15 protein-coding genes, 1 tRNA gene and 2 pseudogenes are annotated in these 22,363 nt (G+C 40.6%); 1 reads left to right on the forward strand and 17 read right to left on the reverse strand.

Features of this window, described 5'->3' with window-relative positions; translation table 11 throughout:
- Positions 1–9: 9 nt before the first annotated feature.
- The 3 genes from JQ843_RS08360 to mnmL are packed head-to-tail and all read right to left on the reverse strand — an operon-like array spanning position 10 to position 1,754.
- A complete protein-coding gene (locus JQ843_RS08360) occupies positions 10–264 on the reverse strand; it encodes a hypothetical protein (protein WP_000361085.1) in 255 nt (84 codons plus the stop codon).
- Positions 257–814: a tRNA 5-(aminomethyl)-2-thiouridylate-methyltransferase MnmM gene (gene mnmM, locus JQ843_RS08365; protein ID WP_023946281.1), complete on the reverse strand. Its 558-nt coding sequence runs from the start codon at positions 812–814 to the stop codon at positions 257–259. Before mnmM ends, JQ843_RS08360 begins: the two co-directional genes overlap by 8 nt.
- On the reverse strand, positions 798–1,754 hold the full coding sequence (gene mnmL / locus JQ843_RS08370) for a tRNA modification radical SAM protein MnmL/YtqA (RefSeq protein WP_031228011.1): 957 nt from the start codon (positions 1,752–1,754) through the stop codon (positions 798–800). Before mnmL ends, mnmM begins: the two co-directional genes overlap by 17 nt.
- A gap of 91 nt (positions 1,755–1,845) precedes the next feature.
- Here mnmL and JQ843_RS08375 point away from each other — a divergent pair, with 91 nt between their 5' ends.
- Positions 1,846–2,202 (forward strand): DUF3397 domain-containing protein, encoded by a 357-nt coding sequence (locus tag JQ843_RS08375; RefSeq protein WP_020903161.1) that lies wholly within the window; start codon positions 1,846–1,848, stop codon positions 2,200–2,202.
- 178 nt (positions 2,203–2,380) lie between these two features.
- Here the strand turns inward: JQ843_RS08375 and JQ843_RS10330 are convergent, their stop codons facing one another.
- The 14 genes and pseudogenes from JQ843_RS10330 to vex2 form a co-directional block, all read right to left on the reverse strand.
- Positions 2,381–2,839 carry a hypothetical protein gene (locus JQ843_RS10330; RefSeq protein ID WP_407028747.1) on the reverse strand — a complete coding sequence of 153 codons (459 nt, stop codon included), beginning with the start codon at positions 2,837–2,839 and terminating at the stop codon, positions 2,381–2,383.
- A 102-nt stretch (positions 2,840–2,941) separates the two neighbouring features.
- Positions 2,942–9,397, reverse strand: a pseudogene (gene bgaA, locus JQ843_RS08380) (LPXTG-anchored adhesin/beta-galactosidase BgaA); the annotation flags it as partial.
- 131 nt (positions 9,398–9,528) lie between these two features.
- Positions 9,529–9,634: pseudogene (locus JQ843_RS10335) on the reverse strand (YSIRK-type signal peptide-containing protein); the annotation flags it as partial.
- A 403-nt stretch (positions 9,635–10,037) separates the two neighbouring features.
- Complete coding sequence (locus JQ843_RS08385) at positions 10,038–10,346, reverse strand: hypothetical protein (RefSeq protein ID WP_084924005.1); 309 nt, start codon at positions 10,344–10,346, stop codon at positions 10,038–10,040.
- 195 nt (positions 10,347–10,541) lie between these two features.
- Positions 10,542–10,614 (reverse strand) — tRNA-Thr (locus JQ843_RS08390).
- A gap of 100 nt (positions 10,615–10,714) precedes the next feature.
- Positions 10,715–11,500: an ABC transporter permease gene (locus JQ843_RS08395; protein ID WP_203213382.1), complete on the reverse strand. Its 786-nt coding sequence runs from the start codon at positions 11,498–11,500 to the stop codon at positions 10,715–10,717.
- Position 11,501: 1 nt separating this feature from the next.
- Entirely contained in the window at positions 11,502–12,320 is an 819-nt protein-coding gene (locus JQ843_RS08400) for an ABC transporter permease (RefSeq protein ID WP_203213383.1), read from the reverse strand.
- A 1-nt stretch (position 12,321) separates the two neighbouring features.
- Positions 12,322–13,314, reverse strand: a complete 993-nt coding sequence (locus tag JQ843_RS08405; protein WP_203213384.1) for an ABC transporter ATP-binding protein — start codon at positions 13,312–13,314, stop codon at positions 12,322–12,324.
- Positions 13,315–13,590: 276 nt separating this feature from the next.
- Complete coding sequence (locus JQ843_RS08410) at positions 13,591–14,472, reverse strand: class II fructose-bisphosphate aldolase (protein ID WP_023946263.1); 882 nt, start codon at positions 14,470–14,472, stop codon at positions 13,591–13,593.
- 140 nt (positions 14,473–14,612) lie between these two features.
- On the reverse strand, positions 14,613–15,941 hold the full coding sequence (vncS, locus tag JQ843_RS08415) for a sensor histidine kinase VncS (protein WP_203213385.1): 1,329 nt from the start codon (positions 15,939–15,941) through the stop codon (positions 14,613–14,615).
- Positions 15,938–16,594 (reverse strand): response regulator transcription factor VncR, encoded by a 657-nt coding sequence (vncR, locus tag JQ843_RS08420; RefSeq protein ID WP_203213386.1) that lies wholly within the window; start codon positions 16,592–16,594, stop codon positions 15,938–15,940. Before vncR ends, vncS begins: the two co-directional genes overlap by 4 nt.
- 160 nt (positions 16,595–16,754) lie before the next feature.
- Entirely contained in the window at positions 16,755–19,844 is a 3,090-nt protein-coding gene (locus tag JQ843_RS08425) for a LysM peptidoglycan-binding domain-containing protein (protein WP_203213387.1), read from the reverse strand.
- A 356-nt stretch (positions 19,845–20,200) separates the two neighbouring features.
- Positions 20,201–21,580, reverse strand: coding sequence for an ABC transporter permease subunit Vex3 (gene vex3 / locus JQ843_RS08430; protein WP_203213388.1), 1,380 nt, complete (start codon positions 21,578–21,580; stop codon positions 20,201–20,203).
- A 50-nt stretch (positions 21,581–21,630) separates the two neighbouring features.
- Positions 21,631–22,278, reverse strand: coding sequence for an ABC transporter ATP-binding subunit Vex2 (gene vex2 / locus JQ843_RS08435; protein WP_203213389.1), 648 nt, complete (start codon positions 22,276–22,278; stop codon positions 21,631–21,633).
- Positions 22,279–22,363 lie beyond the last annotated feature (85 nt).

Below are 22,363 nucleotides of genomic sequence, written 5' to 3' on the forward strand. Positions count from 1 at the left end.
ACGTCCTCCTTAATCTTTTTTACAACAGGATTCAAATATCTCCTTCTGCTCTTTGATTTTTTGGTCAATCTTGGAACAATCTTTGTGCTCAATTTTTCTCTGACACCGTTCCATCTCAAGAGCAACTAATTTTTTCTTGATTTTAAGCATTTTTTTGCTCATATGCGCTTGGTCTAACACACCCACCGCTCGTTCATGGTGAGTTGATTCAACAAAATTCTGGCGCATGGCATCCAGCTTTTCACGTAGGTATTGTTTATCCATGTCTATATCTCTCTAATTTTTCAATCATTACTAAAAATGGTGGGTTGTTGACTTGGTTTAAAGTTCGGTAAATAGCAGCTGTGTACTCTTGTTGGTTCAACTGGCTGACAAAATCCAAGACAGCATCCCTCTCGAGGTCGCCTCCTTCATGACCATAGTAGATCATGATAGCAATCCGTCCCCCTTTGACAAGCAAATGACACAGCTTTTCTAATGCTTCAATAGTCGTCTGAGGTTGGGTAATGACTGACTTATCAGCTGACGGCAGATAGCCCAGATTAAAAATCCCTGCCTTGGCTTCTGTCACAAACTGGTCCAGTGTCTCATGGCCTTGCAAGATTAACTGGGCATTTGTCAGATCAGCCTGATCCAAACGCTCCTTGGTCTTTTCCAAGGCTTGCTCCTGAATATCAAAGGCATAGACTTGCTTAGCTAGCTTGGCTAGAAAAAGCGTGTCATGACCATTTCCCATGGTTGCATCCACTACGATATCATCCTGAGTCACTACCTCAGCCAAAAAATCATGTGCCATCTCAAGTGGTCTTTTCATTTTCAAACTCCTGTTTTACAGCCTTGCATCCTTGAACGCTTCCACGACGTCGCATCTCCATCTCAATGCTGTTGAGGACTTCCCATTTATTGAGGCTCCACATAGGCCCAATCAGCATATCTCTAGGTGCATCTCCTGTGATTCGATGGATGACAATATGTTTAGGAATGATTTCCAGTTGATCACAGATAACCTTTACATATTCGTCCTGACTCATCAGTTGCAAACGTCCCTCGTGGTAGTCCCGTTGCATACGAGTATTGGTCATCAGGTGAAGCAAGTGCAGTTTAATCCCTTGAATATCGTTATCCGTGACACAACGGCGGACATTTTCAATCATCATCTCATGGGTTTCACCAGGAAGTCCGTTGATCAAATGAGAAACAATCTCAATCTTGGGATATTTTCTCAAACGCTTGACCGTCTCCACGTACAATTCATAGGAGTGGGCACGGTTAATCAGATCAGAGGTTGCCTCATAAGTGGTCTGCAAGCCCAATTCAACCGTCACATGCATGCGTTTCGACAACTCAGCCAAATATTCGATGGTTTCGTCGGGTAAACAGTCTGGGCGCGTTCCAATATTGATTCCTACCACACCTGGCTCGTTGATAGCCTGCTCATAGCGCTCTCGAATAACTTCAACCTTTTCATGGGTGTTGGTAAAATTTTGAAAATAAACCAGATACTTCTGAACATCTGGCCACTTGCGGTGCATAAAGTCAATTTCCTTATAAAATTGCTCACGGATAGGCGCATCTGGTGCTACAATAGCATCTCCAGAACCTGAAACCGTACAAAAAGTACAGCCTCCATGAGCCACAGTTCCATCACGATTGGGACAGTCAAATCCCGCATCAATCGGGACTTTAAAGGTCTTTTCTCCAAAGAGTTTTCGATAATAATCATTCAAGGTGTTATAAGATTTCATAACTTTCATTATAACAAAAAACATCTACAATCTCAAAAGCCTGACTTTCCTATAAATTCCTCTGTTTCTCGTTTCCATTAGCGATTTTTTATGATACAATATGGGTATGATTTTAATGAAATTAGCATCTATTTTATTATTGATACTGACCTTAGTAGTCTGCATTATCATAACCAAACTTTTTAGATTAAAAAAACTAGGACGAAACTTTGCGGATTTGGCTTTTCCAGTCTTGGTATTTGAATATTACCTTATTACAGCTAAAACCTTTACCCATAATTTCCTCCCTAGACTGGGCCTAGCCCTCTCAGTCCTAGCCATTATTCTCGTCTTTTTCTTCCTTCTGAAAAAACGCAGTTTTTACTATCCTAAATTCATCAAATTCTTCTGGCGTGCAGGATTCTTATTAACCCTTGTCATGTATATCGAGATGATTGTTGAATTGATGGCCCTCTAGCTGAATCTTATATGAGACATAAAAAATAAAGGATTTAACCCTTTTGACTTGGGTAAATCCTTTTTTCTTGTTTAAAAATCGTTTGAGCAGAGCGTTTCCAAGCGAGACTTCACTTGTCTCGCTTGGGAACACTGCACAGAATAAATCTTATGAAAAAGTTACATTCCTCAAATCAATCTTATCCGATCCACTCACCGTTTTCATTTACTTGATAACCATCCGGAGTTACTGTATTGACAGCAAGGGATCCATTTGCATCAACATAATACCATTTGTCTCCAACTTGGAACCATTGACTTGTCTTCATCGAACCTGATGCATCAACATAGTACCACTTACCATCTTGATCCAAAATCCACTCATTAGATGACATTGCACCTGATTGATTCAAGTAATACCATGCACCTGATTGATCTTTAATCCAGCCAGTTTCCATTTTTCCTGTTTGATCAAAGTAATACCAAGTATCTCCATCTTTGACCCAACCCTTAGCCAAGTCCCCATTTTGTTGACGATAATACCATTTACCATCTTCCTTGTTCCATCCAGGTTTTTTGCTTTCCTGAGTAGGAGCTTGTATCACAATGTTCGGAGCAACTGATAGATGATTTTTAAAATCTGAACTGTTACTTGTCACACCATTATTTGATGGATTTGGAATGACAATATTTGGATTCGGATTTGCTCCTGGTTTTTGTTCCGTAGGTTGACTGCTACCATTGTCTTGATGTCCACCCGCCGGCGTCTCAATGTTACTTGTTTTCTTCTTAGTACCTACCAACAGAATTCTATTTACAGGTTCTTCCAGAATCTCACGTGATTTTTCTTTATTCTTGCCATCAGTCGTTACTTCTGTATAGATACGTTCCTTACCAACTTTACCTTCTTGCAACAGGCGAACTTCTCCCTCAAACAGAGTATCGTCTTTTTGTTCAAGAGTTTGGAAGTTCAATTCTTTGTCTACCACTTCAAGACTAGGCAAGTCATATTGAGCAGGAGCTACAAGTTTTGCGTCTATCACTTTTTCCTTAGTCAATTTAATCCGGTATTCTTTGACATTCTTACCACTCTCTGATACCAGACGGACTAATACAGGAAGATTTTCATTTCCACTATCCACAATTGTAGATGTGACTTGATCTTTCCCTTCTACAGTGATTTTTGGACGTTCCCCTTTATAAATCAATTCATAGTCCAAACGATTTTCAGAGAAGTCAGGAAGCTCTTTACCATCTACTAAAATTCTTCCCTCTGTGCTCTCTTTTGCAAGCTCACTTGGTGCTCGGAAACTTAATTCAGTTAGTGCAACCCCATTTTTATCTGCTTTTCTGTCCATACGCCATCTCATAGCTTTGGTAGTCACAGCTTTAAAGGTCACATTGATCTCATTTCCAGCTTGAATTTCTTTGTCTGCGTAATAAGGAACAAGTTCCCAATTATCAGGGTTATTAAATGGATGATTTGATTCGTAGCTGTAGTTTGAATAGTAAACCGGAACATCAAAGTCAGGACCGATGTATCGTTCCAATACGAGTTTAGCTGGGGCATCTGTTCCACTATCTGCAAAGAAGTTTAGTTTAGCTTGTGAAACCTTTCTATCCACAATTTTACCATTCTTTTTAAAGATAACACCAACTGATACTTCTGGATTAGCAGATGGAGTAGCGGACCAGTTTGTCCAACGGTTGTCTTGATTTCGGTCATTATCATTTAAATAGTCTACACGGTCGTTCGAATTATCATCCAAATCATTAGTAGCTGAAGCAAAAGCCTGACTATGAGTAGCAAGATAATCTGGATTATCAGAAAGTGATCTACCGACCTTGTCCGTTACTCGAACAGATAATTCTACTGGGACTTCACTACCAACTACATGGCCTTTAATTGTATATTCTCCAGCCTTGCTTAGGGTAGAAGCAGGAACTGTTTCCCATTCAACTGCCAAATCTTTTACGTCATAACCGCTCTTACCTGCGAAATAAACAGGAACCTTATTTGGCAATTCCAAAGGTTGACCCAGTTGCAACAATTGAGACTGTTTAGCAGCAGCAATTGGTTTACGAGCCAACAAGTCTTTATCTTTTGTAAAGTGAAGGTTGTATTCTCCAAGAATATCGCCATTTTCTGCTTTCACAATAACACGGACAGGATCGCCCTCTTTCACGCTAGGAACCACTGTAGCAAGGCCATTATTTGTGATACTAGCTGTTACTTCTGGAATTTTTCCATCACTATAGTCTAAATAGTAATCTGTTAAGTCTGGATTAAAGTGAGGAAGATCTTTTCCAGCCACCTTAATCTTAGTAGTTGCCTCTTTAGCTGGTGCTACCTTTTTAGAGAAAACTTGTAATTCTGTAATGGATGTTCCAAGTTTATCATCAGCTCTGGTCATGCGAATACGTACCGCGTAGGTATCTACCTTGTCAAAACTGAAATGATTCATTTCTCCTGCTTTTAACTGATCTGGAGCCTTAAGATTTGTGACTGGTTTCCAATTTTTACTGTCATTAAATACGTGGTTTTCACCCTCTACATAACCAGGATTCTTCGGTGCAGTTGGAGCTTTTTCACCAACATAATACTCAATGACGTAAGATTTTGGAGCACCTACACCACTATCTTCATAAAAGGCTACATTCAAGTTATCAACCGAACGTTTTGTCAAAATACCTGAATCTCCAAAGAGTACCCCTACTGAAGCTTCTTCAGAACGTTTCCAGTTTGACCAACGATTTGCAGGCTGATCACCGTAAGAAATCACTTTATCATTTACATTAGATACTGGGTCATAAGAATGAGAATCTGATGCAAAGGCAAGTGGTAATTCTGAACCTGTCCATTGATCTGAAATATTATTGCCAATTTCTGTTTGATTGGATACACGAACATGTAATTTCGTTGTCAGCTGCGTTCCCTCCACATGGCCTGTTACAGTAAAGATTCCTTCTTTTGCATACTGGCTTGCATCAATAGTATCCCAAGCCACCTTAGCTGAAGATACTTGGCCATTTGAATAATAAGTACGGACACTCTCTGGCAAGCTTGGTGCTTCAGCAATTGGTGTTGTAATGCTCACATCTTCAACTGATACAATTCCTTCTACTGATACTGTCGCACGCGCTTCTTGATTCAATCCTTCAACCTTACCAAGAACTTCGAAAGTATGATAGTGATTTAATTTTTCAGATGGAATCGTATCCCAAACCACCTTATGAACTTTTGGAAATCCTTTATCGTACTCAACTGTTACTGTCGATGGAAGATTTGGTGTTTGGTGCAAATCTGTCACAAGGTTAACTGGACGAATAGCCTGGACGACTTTCTCTTCAGTATTTGCTGCAATCGTTAGAGGAAGTTCTCCCTTTGCACCTTCATATTGAGCTTGTAAAGTGAGGCTACCTGGTTTATGCAACTCTAGCATTCCCTTATTAACAGAGACTCCTCCCTCGCCTTGGATTGAGAAAGTCACCTTATCGGTTGGTAAAACAGCTTCAGTTCCATCCTGATAACGGGCTAAAACTGTCATTTTAACAGTTTGATCTTCTTTGAGACTAGCAGCTTGATCCACTCTGAGACTCAAGCTTTCAATTTGTGGAGAATCAACAAGGAACTGAACCGCATAAGTTTGTAATTGTCCACCATCTTTAGGTTGAACATAGATACTAGCACGCATTCCATTTGACTCATTTGCCTGAACGACCTTCACATCAGCATTTTCAGCACTAGCACTGATTTCTGGAATTTTTGCACCATAAGAAAGTTTATGATAATGGACAGGATGTTCATTTGAAAGTTCCGTAACGCTTTCACCACCTACTGCTATAGTTGGTGTAACTTGAGCCAATTCCTTACCATCATCAACTATCAAAGTAGCGTGGATAGTTCTATCTCCCAATTGGCTAGTCATCTGGATATGTGCCCCTGGAGTAGACAACTTCTCTTGATCTTCTGGTGAAATTTCCCAATTTTCAACTTCGTAATTGTGAATACGACCATCTGATGAAACAAGTGAAACAAGTTTATCCACAGAGCTCAAGTCTGTTCCAGGTGCCATGCGTTTAACAGCTGGAAGTTCATTTGCAATTGTAAGAACTTCAACACGAGCCTCAACTTCACGCCCATCAGACACACCTTTTATAGTTACAATTCCAGCTTGACTGACATCTGCTTTAGACCAGGTTACAGGACGTTTTTCACGACTACCATCACTATAGACAAATGGCACTGTCTGAGGCATTTTAAGTTTTTGACCTAAAACTGTCCGAACTTTTGGTATTTCTGTTCCTAAAACAGTTTTTTCTGACTGGTCTGACTTACCTGTAAAAACTGTAACTTGATCTGATTTCAACAAGCCTGAATATGCTGTAAGGGTAAATTTACCTGCTTGATCAGTCGATTTAACAATCGCTACCCCTTTACCATTAAAGGCTCTACGAATCCAAGAACCATCTGCTTGTTCTTTATAACGTTCACGACTAGCTTGCTCACCATTATCCACACCAACCAGTTGACCTTGTCCATGAAGTTGGAAGTGAACTAGATTGTTAGCAGTTGGCACAACATTACCCTTGCTATCTACAATTTCGTAATAGATATAAGTCAAATCTTTTCCATCTGCAGCGATTGCATTTTCTTCCTTAACCAAACGGACACCTGCAGGTTCACCAGCAGTTACAATCTTATCACGAGCAATTTCCTTGCCAGACTCATCTCGAGCTACCGCTTCCAAAGTTCCTGGTTTATAAGCGACTTTCCACTCCAAGTATAGCTCTTGAGGATTTTCACCTTCTTGATATGTACGACCGTCACTTGTTTGTTTTTTGTTGAATTTTTTAAGACCTAGTGACTCATTATTTAAGAACAACTCAACACTAGCAGCATTGGAATAAGCTCTAACTGGGATTCGATTTTCAGCATCTGCAACATTGTCGGCCAATTCAGTCTTTTCCCAGTTCCAGTGAGGAAGTAAATGAACCATTGGTTTTTTCTTGGCAGAAACCCACTGACTTTGGTAGAGATAATAGTCATTTTTTGGAATACCTGCGGTATCAACAATACCAAAGTAGGAACTTTTTACTGGTGTACTATTTTGATTGTGCCATGGTGTTGGTTCACCAATATAATCCGTACCGGTCCAAATGAATTGTCCAGCATAGCCTGGATGATCTCTATCGAAGGTCCATGATGCTGTAGCAGTTTTACCCCAACCAACACGATCATTACCATAATCGGATTGTTCGTAATTACGCCAATATTGGTTACTTCCTACCCACTCACTCTCTGGATGGAAATAACTTCCTCTTGTACGAGTTGCTGAAGATGTTTCTGAACCATAAATGAGCCATTTCGGATGTTTCGCATGAAGAGTTTGATAATTTTCTTCAGAGTAATTCAATCCAACTGCATCCAGTTCATCTGCAATCTTTTCATGGTCCCCAGTTCCATCTCCGAAACGGAATTTATCAGCTCCCATGGTTACATAGCGTGTCTTATCAACAGATTTCACCACTTTCACCAAACGTTTGACAGTTGCTAGTGAATGGGCTTTCCCATCTGCTTCACCGATTTCGTTACCAATAGACCACATGACAACAGCAGGATTGTTTTTATCTCTTTCTACCATTGTTCGAAGATCGTAATCAGACCATTTTTCACCTTTTCTTGCCTCTGGATGGGTAGCATCTTTTTCAAAGAAACGACCATAGTCGTATGGTTTCTTACCGCCATACCAAGTGTCAAAGGCTTCTTCCTGAACTAGCAAACCAAGCTCGGCTGCAATTTGCAAGGTCTGAGGACTTGCTGGATTGTGAGTCGTACGAATCGAATTCACTCCCATTTCCTTCATCTGTTTCAGACGACGGTATTCTGCCTTATAGTTTTCTTCTGCTCCTAACGCTCCGTGATCATGGTGCAAGGAAACTCCATGGAACTTGATGTGTTCACCGTTCAAAGAGAATCCTTGGTCTGGAGTCCAGTTATAGTAGCGATAACCAAATAAATCTTTTTTAGCATCTACAAGCTGACCATCTTTATAAACACGAGTTACCATCTCATATAAAGCAGGTTTATCAGATGACACTGTCCACAATTTTGGTTTTTCAACTTCTAATGCTGAATCCAAATGAAGGGTTTGTTTTGCTTTTAGAGTTTTACTCTCAGTTCGAACAAGTTCTGTAACTGCCTTCCCACCTCGTTCAAAAATTTGATACTCTGCTACAATTTCATGGTCTTTATTGTCTGTATTAACAATTTTACTGCTTACTTGGGTTTCAACTTTTCCTCCTTGTTGACTTTCTAGTTTTGGAGTTAAAATAGTTGTCCCATTTTTTTCAACATGAATCTTGTCTGTTACTTGTAATGATACGTCTCGATAGATACCACTTCCTGAATACCATCTACTACTTGGTTGCTTATTAACTGCATGAACAGAAATAACATTTTCTCGCCCATCTTTATGGAGATAGTTACTAATGTCATATGAAAATTGATTGTAACCGTTTGGATAGTGACCAACTAGTTGACCATTGACGAATACTTGTGAATCCATGTAAACTCCATCAAAGGTTACACGAACATCTTTATTTAAGTCCTTTTCGTCTAACTTAAAGGTTTTCCGATACCAGCCATCTCCACCATTCAGTTGACCACCCTCGTTTTGAGCTGGAGAATCATGGTCAAAATCAAAATGAATACTCCAGTCATGAGGAAGATCCATTTTTTTCCATGAAGTAATATCTGCGTCTGGTTTAACAGCTTCCTTTGCATTGGCATTTAGTTTAAAGTGCCAATTCTGGTTGAAGGAAATGTTTCTATCTTCAATTAACTTATCAACTACTTCATTCGTAGCAGATTTGAATTCTTGCTTATCTTTTGAAACAGAACGATCTTGTGATTCTGCTTTATTTGTTTCTTCAAATTTCTTCTTATCCTCAGATTTATTTTTATCTTCAGATTTATCCGTTACCTCAGTCTTATTTGTTTCTTCAAGCTTCTTGCTATCCTCAGGCTTGTTCGCTTCTTCTGTTTTGTTTTCGACTTCAGCCTTACCTTCTTCTGAGGGAACTACTTGATTATTAGCCGCTGAAACTAAAGGTTGCTCTGCTTGAGGTTTAACTGTAGTATCACTACCATCCGCATTTTCCATTAGAGATACATTTTCAGCTTTAACAGGTTGCTCACTGGCTTTTTCAGTCATAACTCCTTCAGCTTTATGTTCACTTGAAAAATCAGTAACTACCTTGTTTTCAGGTTGGTGCTCAATCCTATTTGTTGACACAATCTCTTCAGTATTTTCGTTGGCATATACCGAAGAAGCCTGACTAAGGCTCGCCCCCAATAATAGAGCACATGTTCCAATAAGCACAGAGCAAGCACCGACTGAAAATTTTCGAATACTATAGACTCTCTTTTTGTTCCAATTACCTTTTTGCATGTAATCCTCCTATTGGTAACCGCTTTCATTTTGTCTGATAGCAAGCTACTTATTATATTTATCTTATAATACGATTTTATAACCAATAAAAAATTTGTCAATCGAATACAGATAAAAACAATGTTTTGGATTGTTTTTTATAAAAATTGGAGAATTTCCAGAGAGTATCGTAGCGAAATTTATTATAACAAATACGACATCGGACTCTACTTGACATTTTAAAAAAGAATAGCTTTTTACTATCTCAAACAAAAATATTTTTTCTTATCTTAACATAATGTAAAATCAAAAAGTAAACTAGAAATAATCTTTTACCACCAAAAATTCTTTCTTACATTTTTAGACATAGAAAAAGAGCCAACAAATATTTCAGTTAGATCTTGACTTTGTTCATTCTTCCTTCTTATTTTCCTTCTTTATCAGGAAATAGATAACCAATACCTACACAAGCTAGGACACCTGCTCCAATCACCAATCCGCTTGAAATTGGCAAAAGGTCCAAAATTGCATTCGCAATGATAAAGGCAATAATCAAACACATCAGACTAGCCTTGTAATCCTTTTTCAAAAGATTCTCTAGAGTGAAAAAGAGAAACAATCCTACCGGAATCAGTGACCAGAGGTTGACATCTAAACTTGGCCAGCCTACAGAACCAAAATACAATACTGTCGCTGCTGCTACCAAAAATACAATCCCCAATAATTTTTTCATTTGTTTATCTCCAATTTCTTTTTTAGGAACTTGAGTTATCTGATAGTGACACCTCACATCCCTTACAAAAAACATTATAGCAGAGGAGTTTTTCAAGAACAAGGCCTTTTGCCTATCTGGTCTAAATATAAGTCTAAGTGGTTCAATAGTTAAGATAAAATAAAAAGAAACCCAGTCGAATGAGTTTCATCACTTTGCCGATTGCAGGGTTTGAACCTGTGACCTTCGCGTTACGAGTGCGGTGCTCTACCAACTGAGCTAAATCGGCGATTACACTTACAGTATAGCACTCTGAGGATGGATGTCAAGGAATTTTCATTCCTATTAGAAAAAGCCTGTCCTGAGACAAGGCTTTGAGTTTCTTCCTCTTAGGATCCTGCACTTTCGTAGGCATCCAAGCCCCTATCCCAAAGTTTAAGGGAAATGACAAAGAAAACCAGAGAAATCAACATCAAACCTCCGATGTTAAAGATTACATCCTTGTCCTGCAAGAAATAGCTGGCAGGATAGTAGGCCGTAAAGGCAAATGGCACGATAAAGCTAATCAACCATCGAAGGACTGAATTGTAAATGGAAATGGGATACTTGGCAAAATCATTAAACATATAAAAAATGTAAATCATTGCTCCTGACTGCTTGGTCCAAAAAGCGATGCTGGCTGTCGCTATCTTCAAGGAAGTATAAATCAAGGTCGCAAAAGGAATGCAGACTAGGAAAAGTAGGAATTTTGGAAGAGTCCAAGCAATGCTAGATACCGTTGTCGCTAGTAGGATCCCACCAACCAAGAGTTCTCCCAAGGCATCAATCTGAAAAGTCTCAACTAGAATATGAAAGAGAGGATTGATAGGACGTGTCAAATACTTGTCAAACTCCCCTTTTCGCACCAAGCGTTGTCCCAGTGCCCAGAGATTGTCAAAAAAGAGATGGTCCAGTCCCTTGGGAATCAAGGAAAATCCATAGATAAAAGCAATTTCTTGAAAAGTCCAACCTTCTAGGGATGGAATATGTTGAAAGATGACATTGAGAAACAAAAGGTTCAGGCCTTGAGTTAAAAAAACTCCCAAGACACCAACCACAAAATCTACCTTGTACTCCATGATTTGCTTGATATATTGTCTGATAAAAATCAGATGCATGCGTTGATATTTTTTCATACTAACCTCCCTGAATGGTAATGAATGACTGGACTCGTTTCCAAATCAACTGAGACAAGCCCACCATCACTAAGAGCCAGAAAAACTGCAAAGCGAGCGCCTGAAGAATCTGATTGGCATCGTATTTCCCAACGATAATCATGACCGGAGTGTAAATCAAGGATGAAAAGGGCAGGAAGGACAGAATATCTGAAACAACCTTTGGAAAGAAAGCCAAGGGAATCAAACTTCCAGACATAAAAGCCACTATGGAAGTCTTGAGTAGATTAGAACCCCATAGATTTTTAAACACAAAGGCAGAAAATCCAAAACAGATATTAAAGAAAAAGTTAATCAGATAGGCCAGCGTTAAGCTAAAAAGATAAAGGACCATCAATCCTAGCACTTCTACAATCTCTTGCCCAGATACGATTTTCATCAAAACAATGACACTTAAAAATGGAAGACCGACACTGATAAAAATCAACCACTTTGACCCAAGCTCGGTAAAGAGATAAGAAGCCGCAAAATGCACTGGTCGCAACAAGCGCATGATAATGGAACCATCCTTGACCTCCTCTCCAATCATAAAGGAAGAATCGGACCTAGTTAGAAGATTGGTCACAAAACTCATAATGATATAGAGGGTGATATCTGCCATACTAAAGCCCTGAATCAAGGACTCTTGCGAAGAATCAAAGACAGCCTTCCAGAGATAAAAGGCCACAAAAGCACCCATGACATCGCCGATCCGATAAAGAATAAAGTTGACTCGATAGGTAATCAACTCCTGAACACCTGCATTGATAAAGGGTTTATAACGTCTCCACAATTTGACCATCTTAGAGCTCCTTTCGATAGAAGCGACGGATAATATCCTCGATATCCGTATCCATCATCTTTAAATCGCGGATTTCAAAATCAGACAGGGTTTGCTTAATAATATCAGCTGATTGGTAGCGAGAACTATCGAATTCAATGTTGAGGCTATTTCCTTGTCTATCAATGCTCATATCAGACAGGCCTTCATAGTGAGAGACGATATGACTTTGACCTGGTAGCAGTTCAAAGGAGAGCGTCTTCATCTTGCCAAATGTTTCCTTGAGCTGGCTAACCGTTCCATCAAAAATTTCCTGCCCCTTGTCAATCATAAAAATCCGATCACAGAGTTGCTCAATATCACTCAGGTCGTGAGTGGTCAAAAGAATAGTTGTCTCTTCCTCTTGATTGATTTGGGTGATAGCCCGACGAATATTGTCCTTGACCGAAACGTCCAAACCAATGGTCGGTTCATCTAAAAAGAGAACTTTAGGATTGTGAAGCAAGGAAGCTGCAATATCCGCCCGCATCCGTTGTCCCAGCGAAAGAGTTCTCACGGGATCCTTGATAAATTCCTTCAAATCCAAGACTTCATTCAAAAAATCCATGCGCTTATGGAAGAGCGAATCTGGCACATCGTAAATCTCTTTCAAGACCGTGTAGGTCTCTTGTAGAGCCAAATCCCACCATAGCTGGGTACGTTGCCCAAAGACCACTCCAATATCTTTGACATAATCTTGGCGATTGTCCTGGGGAATCTTGCCGTTAATTCGACAAAAACCAGATGTCGGTTTTAAAATCCCTGTCAGCATTTTGATGGTGGTCGACTTCCCAGCACCATTTGCCCCGATGAAGCCTAAAATCTGCCCCTTTGGGACCTCAAAAGTCAAATCCTTGACCGCTTCAAAGGTCTGCTTTTCAGGATGAATAAAGGAACGTAATGCTCCCTTCAAACCTGGTTCCTTAACAGTCTTCACAAAATTCTTCTGAAGATGTTCCACTTCTATCATTGCCATATCTATCTCCCTATGTAAGGAATAGCAACATTGTATTTTTAACTACAAATATTCTAAAGCCTTACTTTCTACACCTTCTATTATTACAGAAGACTTTATACCAACCTATTATAGTCCAATAAAAACTAGAATACAAGCGTTTTCCTAAAGTTTATGAAATTGAAATTTTTTCTCTTAAAAGAATACTTTTAATCAAAAATTATGGCTTAATAATTTCCTTAAAACACAAAAAACCCACCTTCACAGGCGGGTTTCATTTTGTATTGTTCAGCTAGATTAAGCTTTACCTTCTGAACCGAATACGTCGATACGTTCTTCAACTGATGCTTGGATAGCTTTTACACCGTCAGCCAAGAATTTACGTGGGTCGAAGAGTTTTTTCTTGTCGTATTCTGCTTCGTTTGCTTCGTAGTCACGAGCAAATTTACGAGTTGCGTTAGCGAATGCGATTTGGCATTCAGTGTTAACGTTAACTTTCGCAACACCAAGTTTGATAGCTGCTTGGATTTGCTCATCAGGAATACCTGATCCACCGTGCAATACGATTGGGAATCCTGGTACAGCTTCAGTCAATTTTTGCAAGTGGTCAAGGTGAAGACCTTTCCAGTTTGCTGGGTAAGGACCATGGATGTTACCGATACCAGCTGCCAAGAAGTCGATACCAGTTTCAACCATTGCTTTAGCGTCTTCGATTGGAGCCAATTCACCATCACCGATGATTCCGTCTTCTTCACCACCGATAGTACCAACTTCAGCTTCTACTGATACACCATTTGCATGTGCAAATTCTACAACTTTACGAGCTTTTTCAAGGTTTTCTTCAACTGGAAGGTGTGAACCATCAAACATAACTGAAGTATAACCAACTCGGATACACTCAAGTGCATCTTCGTAGTGACCGTGGTCAAGGTGGATAGCTACTGGTACAGTGATACCCATTGATTCAACAAGGTTAGCGATCAAGTTGCGAGCAACTTTGTAACCACCCATGTATTTAGCAGCACCCATTGAAGTTTGGATCAAAACTGGAGCTTTTTTAGCTTCTGCTGCACGCAAGATAGCTTGAGTCCACTCAAGGTTGTTTGTGTTAAATCCACCAACTGCATAACCATTGTCACGAGCTGCTTGGACAAATTTTTCTGCTGAAACGATTGCCATTTTATCAGGCCTCCTGTATATTTTTATGGGTCATCCCATTTACATTGTTCATTTTATCACTTTTTGACAAAAAAATCTAGTTTTTCCCGCAGTTTCGATTGAATTTCTTCTATCTCCATCTATGTAAACCCTTTCTATCCCTAGTATTGGGCGACTTTTGGAAAAGCTATGAAGAAGGTCAAACGATTCTCTTGCATTTCAAAACGATAAGGTAATTTTTCATGTTCTAATAGACTCTTAACCACAAAGAGCCCCATTCCAGACCCCTTGGCCTTGCGACTAGCATTGTCAGAAAAAGACTGGGCCAGTTTTTCTTGTTCCTCAGGACTACAGTTATTCTCGATAAAGAGTTCTCCTTCTCTTTCTCCAATGCGAACTAAGCCGCCTGGAACAGAGTGCTTGATAGCATTGCTGATGAGGTTAGACAGAATCAATTTCATGACAGATGGGTTTAGATAGGCCTGCTGATGGGTTAAACTATTGTCTATCTGGAGTTCTCTTTCCTTGGCTAGCAAGGCGTAATCCTTAACCAGATTTTGCGTCATCTGGTGTAGATCAATTTGTTCCCTATCATCTCGTAATTCCTGCACAGACGAGAGAGAGAGTATTTGGAGAACGTGGTGATTGAGCTCATCCACAATCCCCAAGGCAACTCTCAGATAGTGGTCTCTATCCTTATAGCGACCGATATTTTCCTGCATATTTTCAATCAATATTTTGAGACTAGCCAGCGGTGTTTTCAATTCATGAGAAGCCCCTCGTAGGAATTCGACCTTCATCTTTTCCAGCTGGAGAATAGCTTCATTCTTGTCATGCAAGTCCGCAATAACAGTCAAAAGATGTTGGTAGAGGCTATTGATTTGTTCCTTGAGATCACCAATCTCATCCTTAGAATCCACGCGCAATCGCACTTGGGCATCCAGCTCCATCATCCGACGGGTTACCCGCTTTATTTCCAAAATCGGAGCAACAATGGTCCGAGCATAGATGTAGGCCACCAAAAGGGAAATCAGAAAGGACGCCAGCAAGGTATAGGGAAGAAACTGGAGACTGATCTGCTCTGCCTCCTTTTGCAAATCCATGGAAGCTAGAAATTGAAGAGTCATGGTGCCACCGTCTTGCGTTGTCACCTCCCGCTCCTCGATAAAGAGAGAGGTGGTCTGGCTGTCCGTATCCAGAGGAAGGCTGTCCTGAACTTCTAACTTGTCCTCAGTCATCTCTCCCTTAACGGCCCCCTTGATATCACTAGTCTGGGAATACAGCTCTAACACTTGCTCGATACTCTGCCTGTCTTTCCCTTCTAAGGACTGGGCAATGGCTGTCGCTTTCTGGCCGATGGTTTCCTGACGATGACTCAGATAAGTCGAAGGAAAAAGAAAATAAATGGCTAAATGAAGGCAAATAACCAGAACACTAAAAATCGAGAAGGTATAGATAAATATCTTTGTAAATAAACCTGTTCGTTTCATTTTCGCTCCAATTTATAACCAACATTGCGCACAGTGAGGATGCAGTCCAGGTCTAGCTTTTTCCGCAATTCCTTGATATAAACATCAATGACTCGGTCAAAGGGAACCTCATCTGTCGCTTTCCAGACGGCATCAATTATCTGAGATCGGGTCAAGGCCCGTCCTTCATTCTTCACCAGATAGTCCAGAATTTCCAACTCTTTGGCATTGATGGCTACTTCCTCACCTGCTAGGCTAGCACTGTAGCTCTCAAAGTCCACTTGGGTATCCTTATAAGAGAAAATTCGTCCCGTATCGTAGTAGCGTTTGAAAATCGCGTCTACCCTCACTTTTAAGAGGGAGAGGGAGAAAGGTTTTTCCAGATAGCCATCTGCTAGCGAAGCAAAAGCACTCATCTTGTATTCTTCATCCTGAAAAGCGGTCAGCATCAAGACAGGGACCTGGCTGGTTTTGCGAATCTCAGCTAGGACTTCTAGTCCATTGAGCTTGGGCATCTGGATATCCAGTAAAACTAGAGCCACCTCATAGCTGGAAAATTTTTCTAAGGCTTCCTCCCCGTCTGCCGCCTCAATAGTTTCGTAACCGCAATCCGTCAAATAGTCACTGACCCCCTCACGGATCATCTCTTCATCTTCTACAATTAAAATTTTCATACTTTAACTGCTCTCTTTTTTTATTTTTCTTAGAATAAATACCTACTCTATTTATTATAATCTCTTATTGGCCTTTTGTCTTTAAGAAACTTGCTTCTAGATAAAACAAAGAGAGCCTATCGCTCTCTCTGCTCACATTTCACTCCCTATGGAATGAAAATTATTTAGTTGCTTTTGAAAATGTTACAACGTAGTTATAATCTTTCCCATTAGCTTGATAGACATAGTCCTCTTTGAAAGTATAGCCACGTTTGCTCAACTCTTCTTTCTTAGCATCAACTTGGCTCTTGACCGCTGCTTTCACCTGTTCAGTTGATAAACCCTCCGCGATTTCAAGAGAAGCTCCATTGATATCTCCTAGGAAACCTGCAATATCTTTCATTTTATCAAAGTTATAAAAAACATTGACTTTAACCTTTTGAGGAGCTGGCTGTTCTAGACTTCTACGATTTCTGCTAGCGCGCGGTTGAACTGCTGGAGCCATTCTGAAACCTGAAGTTCCTGTAGTCTCCTTAGTGAATGTGACAACGTAGTTATAATTTTTCACAGTAGTATCTTGTTCAAAAATAATGTCATTTTTCACATAATACCCTCTAGCAGCTAAGTCTTTTATCTTGGCTTGAATTTTTTCTTTTACTAATTCTTTTGCCTGTGCTTCACTCGTTCCAGCAGGAATTGTAACAGTGTTATCTTCTCCTGGGTCAGATAGGAAACCATGAATATCTGGCATTCCAGCGAAGTTATAACTAATATTTACAGTTCCATCTGGTTCTGATGTTGAACGTGCTACTCTTCTCGCTCTTGCTTGAACTGATGGAGCATTTCTAAAACTTGAAGTACCTTCTGAAGTTGAAGAAGGCTGTGTCGGAGTTGTCGAGGTAGCTTCACCTGACCCATGACCTATTGCTGTACTTCCATTGTCAATAGTAGTACCTTCATTACGACCATTCGTTAAATTATCTTTATCATAATTTGGTGCTGGTAACTCTTCCCCTGGAACATTAATTCCATCAATTTTAGTTTGATACTCATCTGTAGCAGCTACTGCAGCATCATGATTCTTAGCATTTTTTATTGCGGCTAATGCGTCTTCTTTTAATGTTTTTAATTCCGCTTTTAATTTTTCTTTTTCGGCTTCGTCTTTAACTTTTTCTATTTCACTAAGTTTTGAAGATGCAATTCCTTCAATAATATCCTTTCCTTCTTTTTTCGCTTCCTCAAATTTTTCATCTTTAGGTGCTACTTCTTCAGACGAAGTATCTTCTTTAGGTGCCGGAGCCGGATTTGGTGTTTCATCCTTTGAATCTACTGGATTTGATGTATCTCCATTTTGATTAGTTGGTAGTTTATCCTCTTTGGGTATTGTTGCTTCTGGTTTTGAAGCTGGAGTTTCAGGTTGTTCTGTAGTCCCTGTGTTTGAAGTAGTACCATCTGTTACCGGACTTGATGTTGCTACATTACCTGAATCATTTGTAGCTTCCGCAGATGGAGTATTAGAAGGTTCTGACTTTGTTTCAGATTTACCTGATTCTCCAGCTGGCTGTGCAGTGGAATTGGTATCGCCTGATGTGACCGGTGCTTCTTCGCTTGGGGTTACCGGTGCCGGTGTCGCTGGTTCTTCCGCTTTCGGAGCAGGTGTCGTTGGTTCCTCTGATTTTGGTGCGGGTGCTACTGGCTCCTCTGATTTTGGCGCTGGAGACACTGGTGCCTCTGATTTTGGCGCTGGAGATACTGATTCCTCCACCTTTGGCGCTGGTGTCGCTGGTTCTTCCACTTTCGGCGCTGGTGTCGTTGGTTCCTCTGCTTTCGGTGCTGGTGTCGTTGGTTCCTCTGATTTTGGTGCTGGTGTCGCTGGTTCTTCTGCTTTTGGCGCTGTTGCAGTTGGCTCGTCTACTTTCGGTGCTGGAGATACTGGCTCATCCACCTTTGGTGCTGGCACCGCTGGTTCTTCTGCTTTCGGTGCTGGAGATACTGATTCCTCCACTTTTGGTGCGGGTGTCGCTGGCTCATCCACTTTTGGTGCTGGAGTCGCTGGTTCTTCTAATTTTGGCGCTGTTGCAGTTGGCTCGTCTACTTTCGGTGCTGGAGATACTGGCTCATCCACCTTTGGTGCTGGCACCGCTGGTTCTTCTGATTTTGGCGCTGGAGATACTGACTCATCCGCTTTCGGCGCTGGAGATACTGGCTCATCCGCTTTCGGTGCTGGAGATACTGGCTCATCCACCTTTGGTGCTGGAGTTGCTGGCTCTTCTGTTTTCGGTGCTGGAGTCGATGGTAACTCTGCTTTTGGTGCTGAAGTCGATGGTCCTTCTGCTTTTGGCATTGGAGACGCTGGTGCCTCTGCTTTCGGTGCTGGAGTCGATGGTTCTTCTGCTTTTGGCATTGGAGTCGATGGCGCTTCTACTTTCGGTGCCGGAGTCACTGGTACCTCTGCTTTTGGCGCTGGCGCTTCAGAACTTGGATTTGAAGCTACAGGTTGATTTGTAGTTCCTATATTTGAAGGGGCCTTGTCTGCTGCTGGACTTGATTCAGTTGAGTTTCCTGACCCATTTGTAGTATATGCAGATGGAGCATTTAAAGTTTCTGACCTTGTTTCTGCTTTTGACGCTACTGGAGCTTCTGTTTCTTCCTTAACTTCTGGGCTTGTCTCTGCTGGTGCTTCTGAGGCAAGTTCTTCACCCGATTCTTCCGCTCTTTCCACTACTGGAGCTGATACAGGCTGATAGACTGGGCTATAGTTCACAGCCATTTTTTCAACTTTCTCAGTGACATCTGTTAATTCAAAAGTAACAGCTTTTGTCTCTTGATCTTTCTTGAGCAAGACTTCGTAAGTGCGAACTTCGCCACTTGCACCACTTTCCTTGATGACAATCTTGTGTTTTGTGACTGTATCTGAAATCGTTTCAGCTTCAGTAAAGTACAATTCATTGTGCGGTAAGAATAAATTCTTGCCTGAAGTTTGATTCATTTCTTGGAGTACATCTACAGGGATATTACTTGCTTCGCTGATAACACTTAATGTGTCCCCCCACTTAATAACATACTTAAATAAATCACCTTCTTTTTGAATATCAGCCTTTACTTCTGCAACTGTTCTGGCTACCCAGACACCATCTTGTTCACTGGCTGACACAGTTGGAGCTAAAAAGCCCAGCCCCAATAAAATCACACCTGTCGCAACAATTGCACCAGTTCTTAATTTTCTAAAGCCACGGAGAGATAATGTTCCTCTAACATTTGTTTGTCTCATAATGTTTATTTTTCCTCACTAATCTATATTTTCCAAAGTAGACCCTTCCTAGGTCTACTAGTCTATGTTTACAATATGGATAGGCTTCTACAGATTTATCTATCTATTTTCAAGATAAGGTTTCTATATATTTTTATGCACAATCCCATATATAAGTTGTGAAATCCCTTTCTAATAAATTCAATAGCTTTAGTATATCATATTCAAGTACTAAAGTACAAAGAAAGCAACTGAAAGCAATGATTTTCACCACTGCTTTCGGCTCTATTTTGAATTGTTAAATAGCCATTCTCTATCCACCATTCTTGAATAGAAAAATAAGATGTAGTCTCTATTTTAGACTAATTTTTTCAAATTTATTCGCTATCCAGCAAGAGTTCTTTTGGTTGTTTTCTAAGGAGATTGCTTGAAGCAAGCGCCATAACGAGAACCACTAGAACCAAGGCAAGGACAAAGACGATGATAAAGTCTGATGTCTGAATGGAAATATCTAGGCTCGACAAGGTCTTGCTAAAGCCATCTACTTCTGCACCACCACCAAGGTTGGAGGCTTGAGCAGCCTTGCTGGCTTGCTTGGCAACACCTGAAGTGACATTGGCAAGAACAGTATTTCCGATTGCACGCGCTGTGTAAGTAGCTAAGAAGTAGGCAGAAACAAGAGCAGGAATGGCAATCAAGATAGATTCCGTAATGAATTGCCCCAAGATACTTGCCTGCTTGAGACCGATAGAAAGGAGAATTCCCACTTCCTTGCGACGGGCATTGATCCAAAGACTAAGCAAGAGGGCAAGGAGAAGAACTGAGAAGCTCAAGCTACCCCAGAAGAGGAGGTTGGCCATCTTGTACATGCCAGAGATGGATTGTTCAAGAGCTGGGTAGTTAGAGGAGCTCTTCACCAGTGTGTAGCTCTTCCAGTTGATACCACTGATACCATTCAACTCTTTCATGACATCATCCAAGTTTTTATCCGCTGTTACAAAGAAGGTTGCGTCCCCATAAATAGCTGTGTCTTCTGTGTATCCATAAAGTTTTGCAGCAGTGTGAATGTCTGTGATAGCTGTATTTTCATAGAGCTCTTGTGAGTAGGTTACTGCTGACTTATTGTGACCATCAAAGAGTCCCTTAATTGTCACTTCAACTGTTTCCTTGGCTCCTTTTTCATTGTCTGCATCGTAGACATTTGAGTCCAGTTTGACCTTATCTCCAACTTTCCAGCCGTGTTTGTCTGCCAAGTCCTTGTGCATGAGAATCTTATCTTTGTCGTCGTTAGTTAGGTGCTCACCTTCGACCAACTTATAAGAACCAGAGACAAACTTGTCTTCTTTAGAGGAGTCATTGACACCTGTAATCATCAAGCTACTTCCAAAATGTTTGGCACGGTCAGGTGTCAGATTTTTCTTGGTATCTGGCGTTTCGATGAGTTCATAGCCAGTCAAATCCCCAATAGCGTTGATGCGTTTAACATAAGACTCGATGGCCTTGTTTTCGGTGATTTTTTTGATATCCTCACCCTTGATATTCCCAGCACCACGTGGCGTTCCTTGATTAACGCGACGATTGATTTGCATGGAGAAGCTGTTGGTGATATTTTTAAATGTCTCCTGAGAAGCCTTGGCAGTAGCTCCCTTGATGGACAAGCCGACCAAACTCAAGCTAGCCATGAGGAGAATAATCAGGAAGATGACAATCGATTTGAAAAACTTCCTTGTAACATAGGCAAATGCGTTGTGTAACATAGGTTCCCTTTCTAGATTTTGTTTTATAATCCTATCAAAACAAGCTTAAATTATTTACTAGTATTGCGAGTTTCAGTCAGTTTCTTATCCCTCAACTCAAGTGTGATATCTGATGCTTGCGCCACTTCTTTGCTGTGGGTTACGACAATCACACATTTACCTGTTTTCTGGGCAAGTGATTTGAGCAGTTCGACAATATCTCCAGCAGTTTTAGGGTCCAGATTTCCTGTTGGCTCATCAGCTAGAATAACTGGAGCTTCTGATACCAAACTGCGAGCAATGGCAACACGTTGTTGTTGACCACCTGATAACTGGAGAACATTCCGCTTGATCTGACTTTCATCCAAACCAAGCTCAAGCAGCGTATCCTTGCTTGCCTTTTTATTGACCAAGCGGATATTTTCCAGTGGAGAAAGATAATCTATCAAATTATAATTTTGAAAGACCAGGGAAATATGGTGCATACGATGGTAAGAATAGCCCTTCTTACGAATGTCCTCTCCTTGGAAAAGGATAGAACCTTCAACAGGACTATCTAGACCAGCAAGTAGGGATAAGAGAGTGGATTTTCCTGCTCCTGATTCCCCAATAATACTGTAAAATTTCCCGGGTTCAAAATTATAATTGATCTGATATAGGACTGCTTCAGCAGTGTTCTTATAACGATAGGTAACATCTTGTAATTGTAATAAAGTCATGATTTCTCCTTCTTATACTCAATGAAAATCAAAGATTAAACTAGGAAGCTAGCCGCAGGTTGCTCAAAGCACAGCTTTGAGGTTG

This window comes from Streptococcus mitis (assembly GCF_905187495.1).
Taxonomy (GTDB): Bacteria; Bacillota; Bacilli; order Lactobacillales; family Streptococcaceae; genus Streptococcus; species Streptococcus mitis_CU.